This window comes from Pseudomonas californiensis, assembly GCF_021147775.1.
Lineage (GTDB): Bacteria > Pseudomonadota > Gammaproteobacteria > Pseudomonadales > Pseudomonadaceae > Aquipseudomonas > Aquipseudomonas californiensis.
In genome coordinates, this window is the sequence record NZ_JAGTPK010000026.1 from 36,406 (window position 1) to 52,485 (window position 16,080).

Annotated in this window: 16 protein-coding genes; 12 read left to right on the plus strand and 4 right to left on the minus strand. The window is 59.6% G+C overall.

The features are described from left to right. Positions 1 to 87 precede the first annotated feature (87 nt). The 3 genes from KDX37_RS21230 (at position 88) to KDX37_RS21240 (ending at position 2,749) form a co-directional block, all read left to right on the plus strand. The gene (locus KDX37_RS21230) at positions 88 to 993 is read left to right on the plus strand and encodes a LysR family transcriptional regulator (protein WP_231654989.1); all 906 of its coding nucleotides are present in this window, start codon (positions 88 to 90) and stop codon (positions 991 to 993) included. Between the two features lie 284 nt (positions 994 to 1,277). Continuing rightward, complete coding sequence (locus tag KDX37_RS21235; RefSeq protein WP_231654990.1) at positions 1,278 to 2,507, plus strand: zinc-dependent alcohol dehydrogenase; 1,230 nt, start codon at positions 1,278 to 1,280, stop codon at positions 2,505 to 2,507. 17 nt (positions 2,508 to 2,524) lie between these two features. Further along, on the plus strand, positions 2,525 to 2,749 hold the full coding sequence (locus KDX37_RS21240; protein WP_231654991.1) for a PLD nuclease N-terminal domain-containing protein: 225 nt from the start codon (positions 2,525 to 2,527) through the stop codon (positions 2,747 to 2,749). Between the two features lie 48 nt (positions 2,750 to 2,797). On the opposite strand, the gene KDX37_RS21245 is transcribed toward KDX37_RS21240, so the two are convergent. Both KDX37_RS21245 and KDX37_RS21250 read right to left on the minus strand, forming a co-directional pair. Beyond that, positions 2,798 to 3,529: an aspartate/glutamate racemase family protein gene (locus KDX37_RS21245; RefSeq protein ID WP_231654992.1), complete on the minus strand. Its 732-nt coding sequence runs from the start codon at positions 3,527 to 3,529 to the stop codon at positions 2,798 to 2,800. Between the two features lie 12 nt (positions 3,530 to 3,541). Then, positions 3,542 to 4,261, minus strand: coding sequence for a GntR family transcriptional regulator (locus KDX37_RS21250; protein WP_231655023.1), 720 nt, complete (start codon positions 4,259 to 4,261; stop codon positions 3,542 to 3,544). A gap of 359 nt (positions 4,262 to 4,620) precedes the next feature. Here KDX37_RS21250 and KDX37_RS21255 point away from each other — a divergent pair, with 359 nt between their 5' ends. Both KDX37_RS21255 and KDX37_RS21260 read left to right on the plus strand, forming a co-directional pair. Next, positions 4,621 to 6,072 (plus strand): NCS1 family nucleobase:cation symporter-1, encoded by a 1,452-nt coding sequence (locus tag KDX37_RS21255; RefSeq protein WP_231654993.1) that lies wholly within the window; start codon positions 4,621 to 4,623, stop codon positions 6,070 to 6,072. A gap of 362 nt (positions 6,073 to 6,434) precedes the next feature. Then, a complete protein-coding gene (locus KDX37_RS21260) occupies positions 6,435 to 8,522 on the plus strand; it encodes a hybrid sensor histidine kinase/response regulator (protein ID WP_231654994.1) in 2,088 nt (695 codons plus the stop codon). A 41-nt stretch (positions 8,523 to 8,563) separates the two neighbouring features. On the opposite strand, the gene KDX37_RS21265 is transcribed toward KDX37_RS21260, so the two are convergent. Both KDX37_RS21265 and KDX37_RS21270 read right to left on the minus strand, forming a co-directional pair. After that, on the minus strand, positions 8,564 to 9,706 hold the full coding sequence (locus KDX37_RS21265) for an aminotransferase class V-fold PLP-dependent enzyme (RefSeq protein ID WP_231654995.1): 1,143 nt from the start codon (positions 9,704 to 9,706) through the stop codon (positions 8,564 to 8,566). Between the two features lie 196 nt (positions 9,707 to 9,902). Then, positions 9,903 to 10,361, minus strand: coding sequence for a winged helix-turn-helix transcriptional regulator (locus tag KDX37_RS21270; RefSeq protein ID WP_231654996.1), 459 nt, complete (start codon positions 10,359 to 10,361; stop codon positions 9,903 to 9,905). A gap of 131 nt (positions 10,362 to 10,492) precedes the next feature. Between KDX37_RS21270 and KDX37_RS21275 the strand changes: the two genes are divergently transcribed. From KDX37_RS21275 to KDX37_RS21305, 7 genes are all read left to right on the plus strand, one after another. After that, positions 10,493 to 11,707 carry an MFS transporter gene (locus KDX37_RS21275; RefSeq protein ID WP_231654997.1) on the plus strand — a complete coding sequence of 405 codons (1,215 nt, stop codon included), beginning with the start codon at positions 10,493 to 10,495 and terminating at the stop codon, positions 11,705 to 11,707. Positions 11,708 to 11,764: 57 nt separating this feature from the next. Then, positions 11,765 to 12,661: an EamA family transporter gene (locus tag KDX37_RS21280; RefSeq protein WP_231654998.1), complete on the plus strand. Its 897-nt coding sequence runs from the start codon at positions 11,765 to 11,767 to the stop codon at positions 12,659 to 12,661. A 73-nt stretch (positions 12,662 to 12,734) separates the two neighbouring features. Next, positions 12,735 to 12,896, plus strand: coding sequence for a DUF2986 domain-containing protein (locus tag KDX37_RS21285; protein ID WP_231654999.1), 162 nt, complete (start codon positions 12,735 to 12,737; stop codon positions 12,894 to 12,896). A 122-nt stretch (positions 12,897 to 13,018) separates the two neighbouring features. Further along, positions 13,019 to 13,690: a GntR family transcriptional regulator gene (locus KDX37_RS21290; protein WP_231655000.1), complete on the plus strand. Its 672-nt coding sequence runs from the start codon at positions 13,019 to 13,021 to the stop codon at positions 13,688 to 13,690. Positions 13,691 to 13,800: 110 nt separating this feature from the next. Next, positions 13,801 to 14,733: a 4-hydroxyproline epimerase gene (locus KDX37_RS21295; RefSeq protein ID WP_231655001.1), complete on the plus strand. Its 933-nt coding sequence runs from the start codon at positions 13,801 to 13,803 to the stop codon at positions 14,731 to 14,733. Continuing rightward, positions 14,730 to 15,848 carry an NAD(P)/FAD-dependent oxidoreductase gene (locus KDX37_RS21300; protein WP_231655002.1) on the plus strand — a complete coding sequence of 373 codons (1,119 nt, stop codon included), beginning with the start codon at positions 14,730 to 14,732 and terminating at the stop codon, positions 15,846 to 15,848. Before KDX37_RS21295 ends, KDX37_RS21300 begins: the two co-directional genes overlap by 4 nt. Further along, positions 15,841 to 16,080 (plus strand): (2Fe-2S)-binding protein, encoded by a 240-nt coding sequence (locus KDX37_RS21305; protein WP_231655003.1) that lies wholly within the window; start codon positions 15,841 to 15,843, stop codon positions 16,078 to 16,080. Before KDX37_RS21300 ends, KDX37_RS21305 begins: the two co-directional genes overlap by 8 nt.

A 16,080-nucleotide genomic window follows, 5' to 3' on the forward strand; every position in this document is an offset into this window, starting at 1 on the left:
TGGTTCGAGTATGGACAGCGCTCTCCCCTCTCAGCAATAATCCCCAAATTGAATTTATGTTGCCTTTATCGCAACACAGGAAAACCCATGAGCCTGGTGCAAGATCGTCGGATTCTGTATTTCTTCGAGGCCGTCAGACTGGGCAGCGTTCGAGCAGCTGCAGACTTTCTCAACGTGGCGCCTTCGGCGGTCAGCCGCCAGATCGCGCAACTGGAACAGGAGCTGGGCTCGCCACTGCTTGAGCGGCATCGCCGTGGCGTCAAGCCCACCGAGGCGGGTGACAAGGTGCTGGCGTATTACCGGCAACGCTTGACCCAGCAGGAAGTCCTGCTGGATTCCATTCAAGCCTTGCGTGGCCTGCACAGCGGCTCGGTGACACTGGTGTCCGGGGAAGGCTTTCTGGAAAGCCTGGCGCAACCGCTGGCGAAGTTTTCGGCGCTGTATCCGCGTATCGAGCTGATCGTGAACGTTTGCGGCAGCAACGAGGTGATTCGTCAGGTCGTTGAAGACGAAGCGCACATCGGGCTGGTGTTCAACCCGGCCGCCGATCCAAAAATCCGCTCACATGCACATCAGCGCCAGCCGGTGTGCGTGATCACCGCGCCGGGCCATCCGCTGGCCGAGCAGGCGGGCCCCATCGAATTGAAAGCACTGGACGACTATCGACTGGCGTTGCCAGCCGTGTCCTACGGTATTCGGCAGATTCTGCTCGAAGCTGAACACCAGTTGGGGATCACGGTTCAGCCGACCCTGACCTGCAGCACCTTCGCCATGCTCAAGCATTTCGCCATGCAGGGCGGCGTCACGCTGCTGCCGACCTTTGTCGTGGAAGATGAGGTCAAGACCGGCAAACTGCTGGCGCTGCCGTTGCAGCATGAAGTGTTCAGCAGCCCACAAACCCATCTGATCAGCCGATTGGGTCGCCAGCTCAGCGTCGGCGCCAGCCGCTTGATGGGCATGCTGTTGCAGGACATGACCGCGTTCAGGAACTGATCCCACAGCACCGGCCAGCCAGAGTCTCAACGCCAGGTCGCTCTGCCTGCAGGCAGCCGAAAGCGCGCACTCTTGTACAAGCGCTGCTCGCTTTTCTTCAGCGGCGCTCTCCTCGGCAGACACTTCGGCCAACTGTCGCCGGGCCACTCTGCGCCTCGTCCAGGCCTCGCCGACCTGCACATTACCGCTAGTCCAGCCTGTTTAAAAAACGCTGAACCAACACAACGCCTCGCCGCTCATCTGAAGTGACAGACAATATTTCTCGATCACGCTGAGGACTCCCCATGAGAGCGTTGACCTACCACGGCGCACACAATGTCAAAGTCGACACGGTGCCGGACCCGGTAATAGAGCAAGCCGATGACATCATCCTGCGCGTAACGGCAACGGCCATATGCGGCTCTGACCTGCACTTGTATCGCGGCAAGATTCCGACTGTGGAACACGGCGACATCTTCGGCCACGAGTTCATGGGCATCGTCGAGGAAACCGGCTCTGCAGTGACCAACGTGCAGCGCGGCGACCGGGTGGTAATTCCGTTCGTGATCGCCTGTGGTTCGTGTTTCTTCTGCAATCAGGACCTGTTTGCCGCCTGCGAAACCACCAATACCGGACGCGGTGCGATCCTCAATAAAAAGTCCATACCGCCAGGTGCCGCCCTGTTCGGCTTCAGTCATCTGTACGGTGGCGTTCCCGGCGGGCAGGCCGAATACGTAAGGGTACCCAAAGCCAATGTCGGCCCCTTCAAAGTGCCCGGCACGCTGGCTGACGAGAAGGTCCTGTTCCTTTCCGACATCCTCCCTACTGCCTGGCAGGCGGTGACCAACGCCGGTATCGGCCAAGGGTCAAGCGTGGCCATCTACGGCGCAGGCCCGGTCGGACTGATGAGCGCGGCGTGCGCCCGAATGCTGGGTGCCGAGCGGATTTTCATGGTCGATCATCATCCTTACCGACTGGCCTATGCGCAGCGCACTTACGGCGTGATCCCGATCAATTTCGATGAAGACGATGACCCCGCCGACACCATCATTCGCCAGACGCCCGGCATGCGCGGCGTGGACGGTGTGGTCGACGCAGTCGGCTTCGAAGCCAAGGGCAGCACCACTGAAACGGTACTTGCCACGTTGAAGCTGGAAGGCAGCAGCGGCAAGGCCCTGCGCCAGTGCATCGCGACGGTCAGGCGCGGCGGCGTGGTCAGCGTACCCGGCGTTTACGCAGGCTTCATTCACGGTTTCATGTTCGGTGACGCCTTCGACAAGGGCCTGACCTTCAAGATGGGCCAGACCCACGTGCAACGCTTCATGCCCGAGTTGCTGGAGCACATCGAGGCGGGTCGACTCGCCCCCGAGGCGATCATTACCCACCGGCTTTCGCTGGAGGATGCCGCCATGGGCTACAAGATTTTCGACAAGAAAGAAGAAGACTGTCGCAAGGTCATTCTGACGCCGGGCAGCAGCACGATCACGTTACCCGAGACGGAAACGCAAACACTGGCGGGCGTCCCGGCGGTTTGACAAAAAGGAGGCACAAGATGGAAGCGTACATGGTGTTCTGGATCGCCACGGCGGTTGTTGTTCTGTTACTGGACGTCTGGGTGATCTATAGCGTTTCGCGGTCAACCAAGTCGGCAGGAACCAAGGCTGGCTGGGCACTGCTGATACTGGCATTGCCGGTCATCGGCGCCGCCATCTGGGGCGTAAGCGGCCCGCGTGGTGTGGTCGAGCCGCCGACATCCAACGAGCACAGCAAGGGCTAGGAGTCCGGGCATATGGCCTGACGTCTACGCCAGGCCTGCGCGTGTGGATCAGCGACCGAGGTAGGCAAACCGACCCTTGAACGGCTTGCCAATCGGGTCAGCAAGATCGCCGTGTTTGCTGGTGGTCAATCCGAGATCCACCAGGGACTCTGCAAGCTTGACCGCTGCTGCGACGCCGTCAATCACCGGCAGACCTGTGGCTTCGCTCAGTTGGCGACCCAGATCAGCCATGCCGCCGCAGCCCAGCACGATGGCACCTGCGCCCTCTTCATCACGCGCGCGCAGGGCCTGCTCGGCCATGCACTCGATCAACTCAGGGCCGCTTTCTTCAAGCGCCAGCACTGGCAGATCAATACAGCGCACCGACGTGCACAGCCCGGCGAAACCGTAACGCTGCAGCAAGTGCTCAGCAATGATGCGGGTGCGGGTCAGCGTCGTGACCACCGCAAACCGTGTAGAAACAAGACTGGCCATATGAAAGGCAGCCTCGGCAATGCCGATCACCGGCGCGCTGGCACATTCGCGAGCGGCCAGCAGACCTGGGTCGCCGAAGCAGGCAATGATGTGCGCGTCGACCTGCTGCTCACGACCCTTGCGCACTTCATCCAGTACGCCAAGCGTGGCAATCGCCTCATCAAAATGACCTTCGATGGACACCGGACCATCGGCGGGGCTGCACGCGATGATGGTCGTACCGGGACGCGCCACGGCCTGCGCCGCCAGCCCCATCTTGTGGGTCATCGCGTCGCTGGTGTTAGGGTTGATCAGTTGAATACGCACCGGGCCTCCTGATTAGCGCCGTTTGAAAATGCTGTGAAAATCCACTGTTTCGCTGACCGGCTCGTCGACCTGGAGACTGGCGCGGATCCGACGCAAATGTTCGGCCATCCAGGCCCGTGCAGCTTCGCCCTGCCCGGTTTCAAGCAGTGTCAGCAAGTCCACATGCTCGCCGCAGTCACACCCCACGCTACGACGGGAACCGTAGACCGCCACGATCAGCGACGAACGCGTGGTCAGGTGCGCGACCTGCTCGGTCAACACCTGGTTGCCTGCCAGTGCAGCCAACTGCACGTGAAACCGCGCTGACAGCTGAATCGCCTGGCTGTGGTGCCCGGCATTCTGTGCCTCATGCTCCTTGTCGCAGAGCGTGCGCAGCGCCTCGAGACGCTGGCCGCTGACCCGCTCTGCGATGCAATCCATCAACGCCGGTTCGATCAACTGCCGGGCGCCCAGTACATCCTGAGCTTCCTGCGCCGAAGGCTGGGCGACTTCGGCGCCACGCTTGGGCCGTAACGTCACCAGACGTTCCAGCGCCAGGCGCTGCAAGACCTTGCGAATGCCGGTACGGCTGATCTCGAACACTTCGGCCAGTGCGTCTTCAGGCAAACGGGTGCCGGGAGCGAGACGATGCTCGACGATGGCTTCCAGTACGTGCTGGTAGATCTGTTCGTCGCGGCCTTTCTCATCGGCATCGGGCGTCAAGAATAAAGGTGCGCTGGCAGATCGTGGCATTGATAGGGGCATGGGCATCACATCGCTCGGGTGAATCAGATCGTATACAAGAATAGTGCCCGATGTATCCGTCAGTGAATAGCGCAATATCGATATGCCTGGGGCCACTGGCTGGACTTGCACCGAATCAGGCGCACCGTTAACGGGCAAAAGCGCCCTGTTTACGTGCACAAGACCGCCACTGGCATCTTTGACTGACCTGTCAGGTTCTTGCGTCTGGATGCCTGACCCATAAGGGCTGCGACGCCAAACCCTCTGAAAAAAAAAGCGAATGGCACATGTCTTGCGTACACGATCGTATACAAAAAAATAATGATCGTACCCCGATAAAGCAACAACTCAACAGAGGGAGCCACGCAATGGAAGATCAACGTCCGGCCGGATACAGCCCGCGCCTGCACAACCATGATTTGGGACCGGTCCCGCAGAAATGGACCTGGTACAACATTCTGGCGTTCTGGATGAGCGACGTGCACAGCGTCGGCGGTTATGTCTTTGCTGCCAGCCTGTTTGCACTGGGTCTGGCCAGTTGGCAGGTTCTGATCGCCCTGTTGGTCGGTATCTGCATCATTCAAGTCATCGCCAATCTGGTCGCAAAGCCCAGCCAGCAAGCTGCCGTGCCGTATCCGGTGATCTGCCGACTGGCATTCGGGGTGTTTGGCGCGAACATTCCCGCCATCATTCGCGGCCTGATCGCAGTCGCGTGGTACGGCATTCAGACTTACCTGGCGTCGAGCGCACTGGTCATCGTGGTACTGCGCTTTTTTCCTGAACTGGCTGCCTACCAGAGCGTGACCTTTCTCGGCCTTTCCTGGCTTGGCTGGTTTGGCTTTCTGGCGCTGTGGGTTGTCCAGGCGGCGGTATTCTGGACCGGTATGGAGTCGATCAGACGCTTTATCGACTGGGCAGGCCCGGCAGTCTACGCAGTGATGTTCGCGCTGGCGGGCTGGATCGTCTGGCGTGCAGGCTGGGACAACATCAGCTTTACCCTGGCTGAAAAGGAATTGTCAGGCTGGGCAGCGTTTGGGCAAGTGGTCATGGCCATCGCTCTGGTAGTGTCGTACTTCTCCGGGCCGACCCTGAACTTCGGAGACTTCAGCCGTTACTGCCGCAGCATGGCGGACGTGCGCCGTGGCAACTTCTGGGGTTTGCCGATCAACTTTCTGGCCTTTTCGCTGGTCACCGTGGTGATCGTTTCCGGGACACTGCCGATTTTTGGTGAAATGATCCACGACCCGATTGCTACCGTGGCACGCATCGACAACACCACGGCCGTGCTGCTGGGCGCCTTTACCTTTGTCACCGCCACGGTCGGCATCAATATCGTGGCCAACTTCGTCTCCCCGGCTTTCGATTTCGCCAACGTGGCACCCAGCCGTATCAGCTGGCGCGCGGGCGGCATGATTGCCGCCGTGGCCTCGATCTTCATTACGCCATGGAACCTGTTCAACAACCCGGAAGTCATCCACTACACCCTGGATGTACTTGCCGCCTGCATTGGCCCGTTGTTCGGCATCCTTCTGGTGGACTACTACCTGATCAAGAAACAGCAGATCGACGTGGACGCCCTGTTCAACGACACCCCGAGTGGTCGTTACTGGTACACCAACGGCGTGAACTGGGTCGCGGTGAAAGCGCTGGTACTGACCGCGCTGGTCGGGCTGTGCTTCACCTTTATCGAGTGGTTTCAGCCGATCGCCAACTTCGCCTGGTTCACGGGCTGTATTCTGGGCGGCGCGCTGTTTTATGCGATGACGCGCTGGGCACCGGTTCAGGCTGCCAATATGGCCGCACCTGTCGTACAGAGCTGATAGCGGGTCAATCAAATCAGCAGACTGGATCGATACTGATCCAGTCGTGCTTTGCAAGGCCCCCGTGTCGTCGATTACCGGCTCAAAACCCTCACCGGATTGCCCTCAGCACTCAGACTGAATGTCCTCCTGCGCTACAAAATCCCTCTCGACGCATCTCTGCAGACCGCGCAAGTCCTGCCCCACGAGAATTTGATACTGTTTTAATATCATTTTTGGAGCGACGCTATAAGATGATGGACTGTCACTGACTCCGTTAGTGCTTGATCGAATAAAAGCGTTCAACTCGATACAACTTTTCAGCGTCAAGATTGCCTTATGACTGTGACTTTGCGAACCCAGCGCCTGGATGAGTCAACAGTATGAACAGTGATGTGCCCGGCTACCGCCAGACAAATTCGGATTTATCGAGGTCTCCCGTCCAGGAGACCTCCGAACGGCTGCAGTTGGCGCTGGACTCAGGCGCTCTGGTAGGCACGTGGGTGTGGGATGCCGCAGCTGATCGATTGATTGCCGATGAGTGGTTTGCGCGCTCTTTCGGTTTGTCTGCAGAACGCTGCCGCGAAGGCTTGCCACTCGAGGTGGTCATGTCCTCCATTCACCCGGACGATCTTGCCAGAGTCGAGCAGGCCATCAGTGATGCGCTTAGGAGCAGCAACTCCTACCGGTGCGATTACCGGGTACTTCAGAGCGATGGCGCCTATCGATGGGTCGAAGCAAGCGGCCGTATTGAACGTGATGCTCACGGCAATCCGACTCGGTGCCCGGGCGTGCTGCTGGATATTGATGCTCGACGCAGCGCCGAAGCAGAGCGGGACCGTCTCAATTCCCTGCTCGAAATATTTACCGCTGCCGTGCCTGGCGTGGTTTACGCCAAGGATCTCGAAGGACGGATGCTGGTCGCCAACAAGGGCACCGCCGACCTGATTGGCAAGCCGCCCGAGTATTTCGTCGGCAAGACGGACCTCGAGTTTCTCGACGACAAGTCCCAGGCGCGCACCATCATGGAAACCGACCGCCGGATCATGAACAGCAGGGTGGGCGAACAGATCGAAGAGGCAGTCAACCTGCCGGACGGTTCGGCTGCCACATGGCTGTCGATCAAGGCACCGCTGCTCGATGACAAGGGTGAAGTCATCGGTCTGATCGGCTCATCCATGGATGTAACGGCGCGCAAACTTGCCGAAGAGTCGGTACGCGAGCTCAATCAGACGCTGGAGCAACGCATCGAACAGGCCGTCCGTGAGCGCGAACAGATTGAAGAGGCACTGCGTCACTCACAGAAGATGGACGCGGTTGGGCAGTTGACCGGCGGTATCGCTCACGATTTCAATAACTTGCTCGCCGGTATTTCTGGCAGCCTCGAACTGATTACCAAGCGGCTCGCCCAAGGCCGGGCGGCAGATGTCGAGCGCTACGTCTCTGTCGCACAGGGGGCCGTGCGTCGTGCTGCTTCGCTCACCCATCGCCTGTTGGCCTTCTCCCGCCGCCAGACCCTGTCGCCCGAAGTGACTGACGTCAATGCGTTGATTCTGGACATGAAGGAGTTGATTGCTCGTACCGTCGGCCCGGCGATAGAGATACAAGTGGTTGCCCATGATGATCTTTGGCCCGCGCTGATCGATCACGCCCAGCTCGAAAGCTCACTGTTGAACCTGTGCCTGAACGCCCGCGATGCCATGCCCAACGGTGGGCGGATCATTATAGAAACCGCGAACCTGTCGCTTGATGAATGCATCGACCCGGATCATGGCGTCGCGCCGGGAGATCACCTGAGCATTCGGGTGACAGACAACGGCACCGGCATGAGCCCGGAAGTGGCTGCCAAGGCGTTTGAACCGTTCTTCACCACCAAACCGATTGGTGCGGGAACAGGGCTTGGCCTGTCCATGGTGTATGGCTTCGTTCGTCAGTCCGGCGGGCAGATCAAAGTCGAGTCGGCGCAGGGCAAAGGCACCAGCGTCGTCATGCACTTGCCTCGTCATGCGGTGGATACGGTATTAGCCGTCCCGGAGGTGGTCGTGACGAACGAGCCGCCACCCAGCGCCGGGGAGACGGTACTGGTCGTCGACGACGAGCCATCGGTGCGGATGCTCGTCGCCGAGGTCATCGTCGGTCTTGGTTACACCTGTATCGAAGCAGCCGACGCGCAAGGCGGTCTGCAGGTTCTGCAATCGGACACGCGCATCGACCTGCTTATCACCGATGTCGGGCTGCCTGGCGGCATGAACGGCCGGGAAATGGCTGACGCAGCACGCGACAAACGACCCGGTCTGCCAACGCTGTTTATCACGGGTTACGCCAAGACATCAGTGCTGGACGGCTGTCACCTGCAGCCGTGCACGCAAGTGCTGACCAAACCGTTCGGCCTGGAAGCACTGGCGGGTCGCGTGAAGGGGCTGGTGGGTTCGACCGTCACCACTTCTCGACAACAGGGCACCGGTATCTGATACCAATGCTGCTGCGCTGAGAGTATTCGGGATGCAGCGCGTCAGCCGCGCGCCACGACCATTCGAAGCACGCCCACGAATGCATCCAGTTCACGCTCGGTCATGTAAACGTGAGGAGATACGCGCATTCCGGACAATTCGCCGACCTTGCGATATTTGACGTGGATGTCGTGCTCCTGACGAAGTGTCTTTTCCAGCGTCAGAGACGACATGCCTTCAATGGAGAACAACACCACGGCCCCGAGGTTCTCGTCCTCGGTCCGCGTATGCAGGGTAAAGCCGGGAATGCTCCGCGCCTGATCCACCCAATAACGGGAAAGATGGCGCAAGCGTGCATGAAATTTTTCGACGCCGATCTGGCTGTAGAAATCCATCGCGACCGGAATCGCGGCCTGCATCGCAGAGTTGTAAGTGCCAAGGTTCCAATGGTCGAACTTTTCGATGCCTTCGGGGTTCAGGTCGAACGTTCCCAGCAACGGATACGTGCTCTTGATAAGAGGCTGACGCACGATGAGGATACCGTTGCCAGCCGGAGCGCCCAGCCATTTGTGCAGGCTCGCCACCAGATAATCACACCCGATGTCCCGAAAGCTCAACGGCAAATGAGCGAAGCTCTGCGCGGCATCCACCAGGGTGATAATCCCGTGCTGGCGCGCCAGCTCGCACAGTTTTTTGACCGGCAACACCTTGCCCGTCCAGTGAATCATGTGCGTCAGCAGCATCACGCGGGTGCGCGGTGTGATCGCCTGGGTATAGGCGGCAATAACAGCTTCGTCGTCATCCATCAGACCGAAGTCGACCTGCGCGACCTGGATACCTTCCCGGTGGCTGCGTTGGGCCAGGGCAGTAATGGCGCTGGGGTAATCCCACGGGCAGGTCAACACCTCGTCACCCGCCACCAGAGGGATGCCGAAAATGACGGTGGCCAGCCCTTCTGACGCGTTGCGATTGAGCGCAACTTCTTCGGGCAGGCAGTCGGCGAACACACTCAACCTGCGCTTGGTTTCAGGCAAACGGGTGTCCAGATTGCTCCACATGTTGAAGTCGGGGTTCTGGGAAATCATGCGCAGGCATTCGTGGACCGCCTCCTGTACCACTTTGGGCGAGGGACTGACCGCAGCGTTGTTGAAGTTCATCAATGGTGTCTGGGCAGGGTATGCCTGCCTCACGTCTTCCCAGTTCATATTCGCCCCCTTCGGATTGGAGAAAAACTCTATCACCGCCCTGCGGCAGATGATTCCGAACAACCTGACACATAAGGCATTAGCTGGTTTTTTACAGGCGATTGGCAGCGCTTTCCAATAAGTCCGTGATGGATCTGCCGCCCGACACATCCGACCTTGTACCGGGCCCGTCGCCAGACTCGTGGCGGGTCAGGCCTCATAACTGGCCATCGACACGCCAGACCTTGTGACAATCTGCCGGACCCAGCGGCTGGCCGCTCGCTGAGCGCACCTCGATGGTGGGCAGCGGCTGGCCGGATTCGTTGTCCAGCAGCACGGAGCGCGTCTCGCCAGGCTGAAACATGAAATGCTCACCCCACTGCCTCAAGCAGACAATGACCGGGAAGATTTCCCGCCCCTGGTCAGTCAGGACGTATTCTTTGTACGCGCTGCCGTCGGACGCCGGCCGAATGTCGAAAATACCCGTTTCAACCAAGGCCTTGAGCCGTGAAGCGAGAATATTTCTGGCCACGCCCAACTTCTTCTGAAATTCGCTGAACCGACGAACATCGTCAAAAGCATCGCGAACGATCATCAAAGACCAGCGATCTCCTATTACTTCCAGAGCTCTTGCCACAGGGCACGGGCTGCTTTGCTGCTGGGCGTCTTCGGCCATCGTCTTACCTTTCACCAGAGGAGTCAGCTTCGGTCCCACACCCGAGAATGTGGTGGCATTTTAAAACCGATCCAGATAACAATTCAAAACAGGTTTCTAAACGCAACCAGTTTATCCCCATGGAAATGCATATGAAAGCGGATGTCGATCTGGCAACTGACGTTTACTGCGCGGAGCCTGGCGGGCTGACGCCAGCCTTCACCTGGCTGCTCTGTGCTACAGCTGGCCTGGCCGTTGCCAATGTGTACTTCGCTCAACCGCTGCTCGAATCAATGGCACGGAGCCTGGATGTTGCCCACGCAACGATAGGCATGGTCGTGACCGCGACTCAGATCGGCTATGCGTCGGGCCTGTTGTTGATCGTGCCGCTCGGGGATCTGGTGCAGCGCAAAAAATTGATACTGAGCCTGGTGTTGTTGTCGACGGCTGCACTCGCGTTGGCTGGCGCGGCGCAGCAATGGCTTGCACTGTTGGGCGCCATGATCGTGGTTGGCTTGCTGGCGGTCGTGGTTCAGGTTCTTGTCGCTTATGCCGCTGCACTCGCAACTCCGTCTCAACGTGGGGAAGCGGTGGGGACCGTCACCAGCGCAATTGTGCTGGGCATACTCCTCGCACGCCTCGCCTCGGGCGTAATTGCAGATATGGCCGGTTGGCGTGCCGTTTATTTTGTGTCGTCGGGGTTGATGCTGACCCTGGCGGCGGTTCTATGGAAAGTGGCGCCTGCCACCGTATCGCCGCGGCAACGGCCCTCCTATCCGAGCCTCATCAAATCGCTCTTTGATCTGTTCAAAACCGAGCGACTGCTGTGGGTAAGAGGCTTGCTGGGGTTATTGACCTTTGCAGCCTTCTCGATGCTGTGGACGTCGATGGCGTTGCCATTGAGCGCCTCGCCGCTGTCGCTATCACATACGGCTATCGGGCTGTTCGGGCTGGCCGGTGTTGCCGGCGCACTGGCGGCCAGAAGAGCAGGACGCTGGGTCGATCAGGGCCTGGGGCAGCGCGTCACCTGCCTGTCGCTCGTATTGTTGGCGCTTTCCTGGCTGCCGGTTTCGTTTGCCGAAACGTCGTTGATCAGCTTGGTCGCTGGAGTGATAATTCTCGATTTCGCAGTACAGGCGGTGCACGTCACCAACCAAAGCCTGATTTTGGCTGCCAGGCCCGATGCCCAAAGCCGCTTGATCGGCGCTTACATGTGTTTCTACTCGGCCGGCAGTGCGCTGGGCGCGGTCGCCGGCACCCAGGTTTATGCGCTGTGGGGCTGGCCTGCGGTCAGTGCGCTGGGCGCGCTGATCAGTGTGTGCGCCCTGACGCTGTGGTACCTGACATCCTACGTCCCGGCACGCTGAATTTCGCTGCTCATCCGCCCTTGCCCAGACATTTCGGACCTGACAAGGAAGACCCTCATGAAAACCGGACACCTGCTTCTCGCCATCCTGATCACCGCCATATGGGGCCTGAACTTCTCGGTGATCAAACTGGGACTGGCCACGGTCGACCCGCTGATTCTGGCCGGTATCCGCTTTACGTTGTGTGCACTGCCGGCGATCTTCTTCATCCCCAAACCTGATGTGCAGTGGCGCTACATCATCGGCTACGGGCTTATTTTCGGCATCGGCTTATGGGGTGTGGTCAACCTCGGCATTCAAGCGGGTCTTTCAGCGGGCATCGCGTCGCTGGTTCTGCAGTTCAGTGCGTTCTTCACCATTCTGCTGGGCTCGTGGGTGTTCCGCGAAGCGATATCGCGTTATCAGATCGCAGGCACCCTGATCGCATTGGGTGGCTTGCTGAGTATCCTTTCCGTGGCTGACGGCAGCGTGACCACAACAGGCCTGATGCTGGTGCTACTGGGGGCAATGGCCTGGAGCGTCGCCAACGTGATCAACAAGAGAGCGAGAACCCAGCAGGTTTTCGCGTTCCTGATATGGTCCAGTGCTTTTTCGCCCATCCCGCTGTTCCTGCTTGAATACTGGGTGAAAGGCTCGGCCGGCTATATCACGCTGGTCAATCAACTCGATTATCGGGCCGTGGTGTCGATCCTGTTCCAGGTCTACCCCAACACGCTTTTCGGTTACTGGATCTGGAACTCGCTGCTCAAGCGTTACCCGGTGTCCACGGTGGCACCCTTGTCGCTGCTGGTCCCTGTCTTCGGCATGCTCGGATCGGCGATGATCTTCAACGAGGAGATGTCTTTGAACAAGGTCGTGGCGGTCGTGCTCATCGTGGCAGGGCTGGGCGTCGGCCTGTACGGCGAGCGTATCCGTCGCGCACTGTTCAATCAGCCGGTCCAGCCTTCGAGCTGATGATGCAGCGCAGAGGTCGGGTTTGCCCTTGCAAGCTGATACCATCAGCACACTTATACGCTGAGCAAACACCATGAACCGTCGCAAGAAAATAAATCAGCTGTTGAAGGCCAACGCCAAAAAAGCCGCAGCAAAACTGGCGCCGCAAAACAAGAATCGCTACATCAGCAAAGCCGACCGACTGAAGCTGGCGGCCGAGCCTGAAGACGTAGTAGTCACTGCTGCTGAAAGCTGATCAACATCGGCTGACGACCCCTCTGTGACAGGCGGTCGTTGGTCATGAGCGGTAAATGCGCTCCGAGACACTTCAAAACTGTATACCATATACGCTCTATCCAGCCTGAATGACCAAGCATCGTGGCCCAAACCAAACTCAATGCGCCTGATCTGGGCAACTCTCCGTCAACGTCGGAAATCATTACCCGGCACCTGCGCGATGCAATTGTCGCCGGGCATTTCGCCGAAGATGAGCCCATCCGCCAGGACGACATCGCTCGACAGTTCAATGTCAGCAAGATCCCGGTACGCGAAGCACTCAAGCGCCTTGAGGCCGAAGGTCTGGTGATGTTCCAGCGCAACCGGGGCGCCATGGTCACGCGGGTTTCAGAGTCCGAACTGGCGCAAATGTTTGAAGTGCGCATGCTGCTCGAAGACAAGGTACTGCGCCTGGCCATCCCCAACATGACCGAGGCGACGTTCACCCGCGCCGAGAGCATTTGTCAGGAGTTCATCGGCGAAAACGATGTGGGCCGCTGGGCCGAATTGAACTGGGAGCTGCACGCCTGCCTGTACGAGCCCGCGCAACGGCCGTTTCTGGTCAGCATGATTCGTTCGGTCAACGACAAGCTCGAGCGCTATCTGCGCATGCAGATGAGCCTGTCGGCGGGCAAGGAGCGCGCTGATCATGAGCACCGGGAAATTCTCCAGGCCTGTCGTGACGGTGATGTCGAGCAAGCTGTCAGCCTGCTGGACCAACACATCGCCGGGGTCTGTCAGACCCTGTTCGAACACCTGCCCAGCGCTCGCTGAAAAACGTCACTGTGCCGATTTCGTCATTGATGCCCGGTAAATAGCTCAAGATCTCAGGCGTTATCCACGCCACTCTTGTGTCACTTGTCTGACCCTATGAGTGGCCTCCCATGACACGCATCCGCGTTATTGATTCGCACACTGGCGGTGAACCCACGCGCCTGGTTATCGAAGGTTTTCCTGAACTGGGCAATGGCAGCATGGCCGAACGCAAGCAACTGCTGGCCGAGCAGCACGATGCATGGCGCGCCGCGTGCGTTCTGGAACCGCGTGGCAGCGATGTGCTGGTCGGCGCCCTGCTCTGCGCGCCGGTCGATCCGAAGGCATGTGCCGGAGTGATCTTCTTCAACAACACCGGTTATCTGGGCATGTGTGGTCATGGCACCATCGGCCTGATCACGTCGCTGGCCCATATGGGCAGCATCGGCCCGGGCGTACACGCGGTCGAGACGCCCGTAGGCACGGTGCAAGCCACCCTGCATGAAGACGGCTCGGTCAGCGTACGCAACGTACCCGCTTACCGCTACCGCAAGGACGTCGCACTGCAGGTGCCGGGTATCGGCCAGGTGGTTGGCGACATCGCCTGGGGCGGCAACTGGTTTTTTCTGATCGGCGAGTGCGGCCTGGCGGTCAGCGGTGACAACCTCGACGCGCTCACTGCCTATACCGTAGCAGTCCAGACTGCGCTGGAAGATCAGGGAATTCGCGGCGAAGACGGCGGCCTGATTGACCATATCGAGCTGTTTGCTGCGGATGAAGACGCCGACAGTCGCAACTTTGTACTCTGCCCTGGCAAAGCCTACGACCGCTCGCCATGCGGTACCGGTACCAGCGCAAAACTCGCGTGCCTTGCGGCTGACGGCAAGCTTGAAGCAGGCGAAATCTGGCGCCAGGCCAGCGTGATCGGCAGCCAGTTCGAGGGCTCCTACGAAACCCTCGACGGGCGTATCGTGCCGACCATTCGTGGTCGCGCGCACATCAGCGCCGAAGCCACGCTGATTCTTGAACAGGATGACCCGTTCGCCTGGGGCATTCGCTTGTGAAACAGGGCTCAGTGGCCGACGCCATTGTGATCGGTGCAGGCATCGTCGGGGCAGCATGCGCCCAGGCCCTCGCCGCACGAGGCCTGAGCGTGCTGGTGGTAGACGCGGGTCTGCCCGGCGCTACCGCTGCCGGCATGGGCCATTTGCTGGTGCTGGACGATAATCTGGATGAACTGGCACTGAGCCAATATTCGTTGAAGCGCTGGCGCGAGCTGGCCAGAAACCTGCCTGAAGAGTGTGCTTACCGCACCAATGGCACACTCTGGCTGGCGGCCAATGCACAAGAAATGGCTGTTGCTGAGCAAAAGTATGCCGTGCTGCGCGAACACGATGAGGACTGCGAACTGGTCACCGGCAAAGCCCTGCGCGAGCGCGAACCGCAACTGCGCGAAGGCCTGGAAGGCGGTCTGCTGATCAAGGGCGACGGTATTCTGTACGCACCGGCCACGGCACGCTGGATGCTCGATCACGCGTTGATTCGGCAGCAGCGAGCCACGGTGGCGGAAGTTGACGGCAACCGTGTGCGCCTCACCGACGGGCAATGGCTGAGCGCCGATCTGGTAATCCTCGCCAACGGCATTCAGGCCACTCAGCTTTGCGCCGAACTGCCTATCGAGCCCAAAAAAGGTCATTTGGCGATTACCGACCGCTACCCTGAACAGATCACCCACACTCTGGTGGAGCTCGGTTATGTCACCAGCGCGCACAACGCCAGCGGCCCTTCCACGGCCTGCAATATTCAACCACGCCCGACCGGCCAATTATTCATCGGTGCGTCTCGACAGTTCGGCACCACCGACCCGGAAGTGGAAAGCTGGATGCTTTCACGCATGCTCAAGCGTGCGGCCGAGTATGTTCCCGGCCTTACTGACCTGAACGTGATCCGGGCCTGGACCGGCTTTCGCGCCGCCAGCCCAGATGGCCTGCCCCTGGTGGGTGAACACCCGCAACGGCCGGGCCTCTGGCTGGCTGTAGGTCATGAAGGGCTGGGCGTCACGACCGCCCCCGCTTCGGCTGATCTGCTGGTGGCACAGCTGTTCAACGAGTCGTTGCCAGATTTGTCGGCCATGCCCTATTCACCGCAACGTTTTCTCGGAGACACGCAGCATGCCTGAATTGACGCTTGATGGCAGACCCCTGCGAGTCGCCAAAGGCACCAACCTTGCTGCGGCGCTTGCGCTCGGCGATGACGGCTGCAGCCGCACCTCGGTCAGTGGCCAGCGCCGGGCGCCCTTGTGCGGCATGGGCATCTGCCAGGAATGCCGGGTGACGGTCGATGGCGTGCGCCGCCTGGCGTGCCAGACCCTCTGCCAGGACGGCATGCAGGTACGGACGCTGCTGACATGA

Bases quoted from the DNA above. Each gene is read 5' to 3' on its own strand.
- KDX37_RS21275 (WP_231654997.1), top strand. From the start codon at position 10,493: ATGAAAGCGGATGTCGATCTGGCAACTGACGTTTACTGCGCGGAGCCT.
- KDX37_RS21230 (WP_231654989.1), top strand. From the start codon at position 88: ATGAGCCTGGTGCAAGATCGTCGGATTCTGTATTTCTTCGAGGCCGTC.
- KDX37_RS21235 (WP_231654990.1), top strand. From the start codon at position 1,278: ATGAGAGCGTTGACCTACCACGGCGCACACAATGTCAAAGTCGACACG.
- KDX37_RS21240 (WP_231654991.1), top strand. From the start codon at position 2,525: ATGGAAGCGTACATGGTGTTCTGGATCGCCACGGCGGTTGTTGTTCTG.
- KDX37_RS21305 (WP_231655003.1), top strand. From the start codon at position 15,841: ATGCCTGAATTGACGCTTGATGGCAGACCCCTGCGAGTCGCCAAAGGC.
- KDX37_RS21270 (WP_231654996.1), bottom strand. From the start codon at position 10,361: ATGGCCGAAGACGCCCAGCAGCAAAGCAGCCCGTGCCCTGTGGCAAGA.
- KDX37_RS21250 (WP_231655023.1), bottom strand. From the start codon at position 4,261: ATGCCACGATCTGCCAGCGCACCTTTATTCTTGACGCCCGATGCCGAT.
- KDX37_RS21285 (WP_231654999.1), top strand. From the start codon at position 12,735: ATGAACCGTCGCAAGAAAATAAATCAGCTGTTGAAGGCCAACGCCAAA.
- KDX37_RS21255 (WP_231654993.1), top strand. From the start codon at position 4,621: ATGGAAGATCAACGTCCGGCCGGATACAGCCCGCGCCTGCACAACCAT.
- KDX37_RS21295 (WP_231655001.1), top strand. From the start codon at position 13,801: ATGACACGCATCCGCGTTATTGATTCGCACACTGGCGGTGAACCCACG.
- KDX37_RS21260 (WP_231654994.1), top strand. From the start codon at position 6,435: ATGAACAGTGATGTGCCCGGCTACCGCCAGACAAATTCGGATTTATCG.
- KDX37_RS21265 (WP_231654995.1), bottom strand. From the start codon at position 9,706: ATGAACTGGGAAGACGTGAGGCAGGCATACCCTGCCCAGACACCATTG.
- KDX37_RS21280 (WP_231654998.1), top strand. From the start codon at position 11,765: ATGAAAACCGGACACCTGCTTCTCGCCATCCTGATCACCGCCATATGG.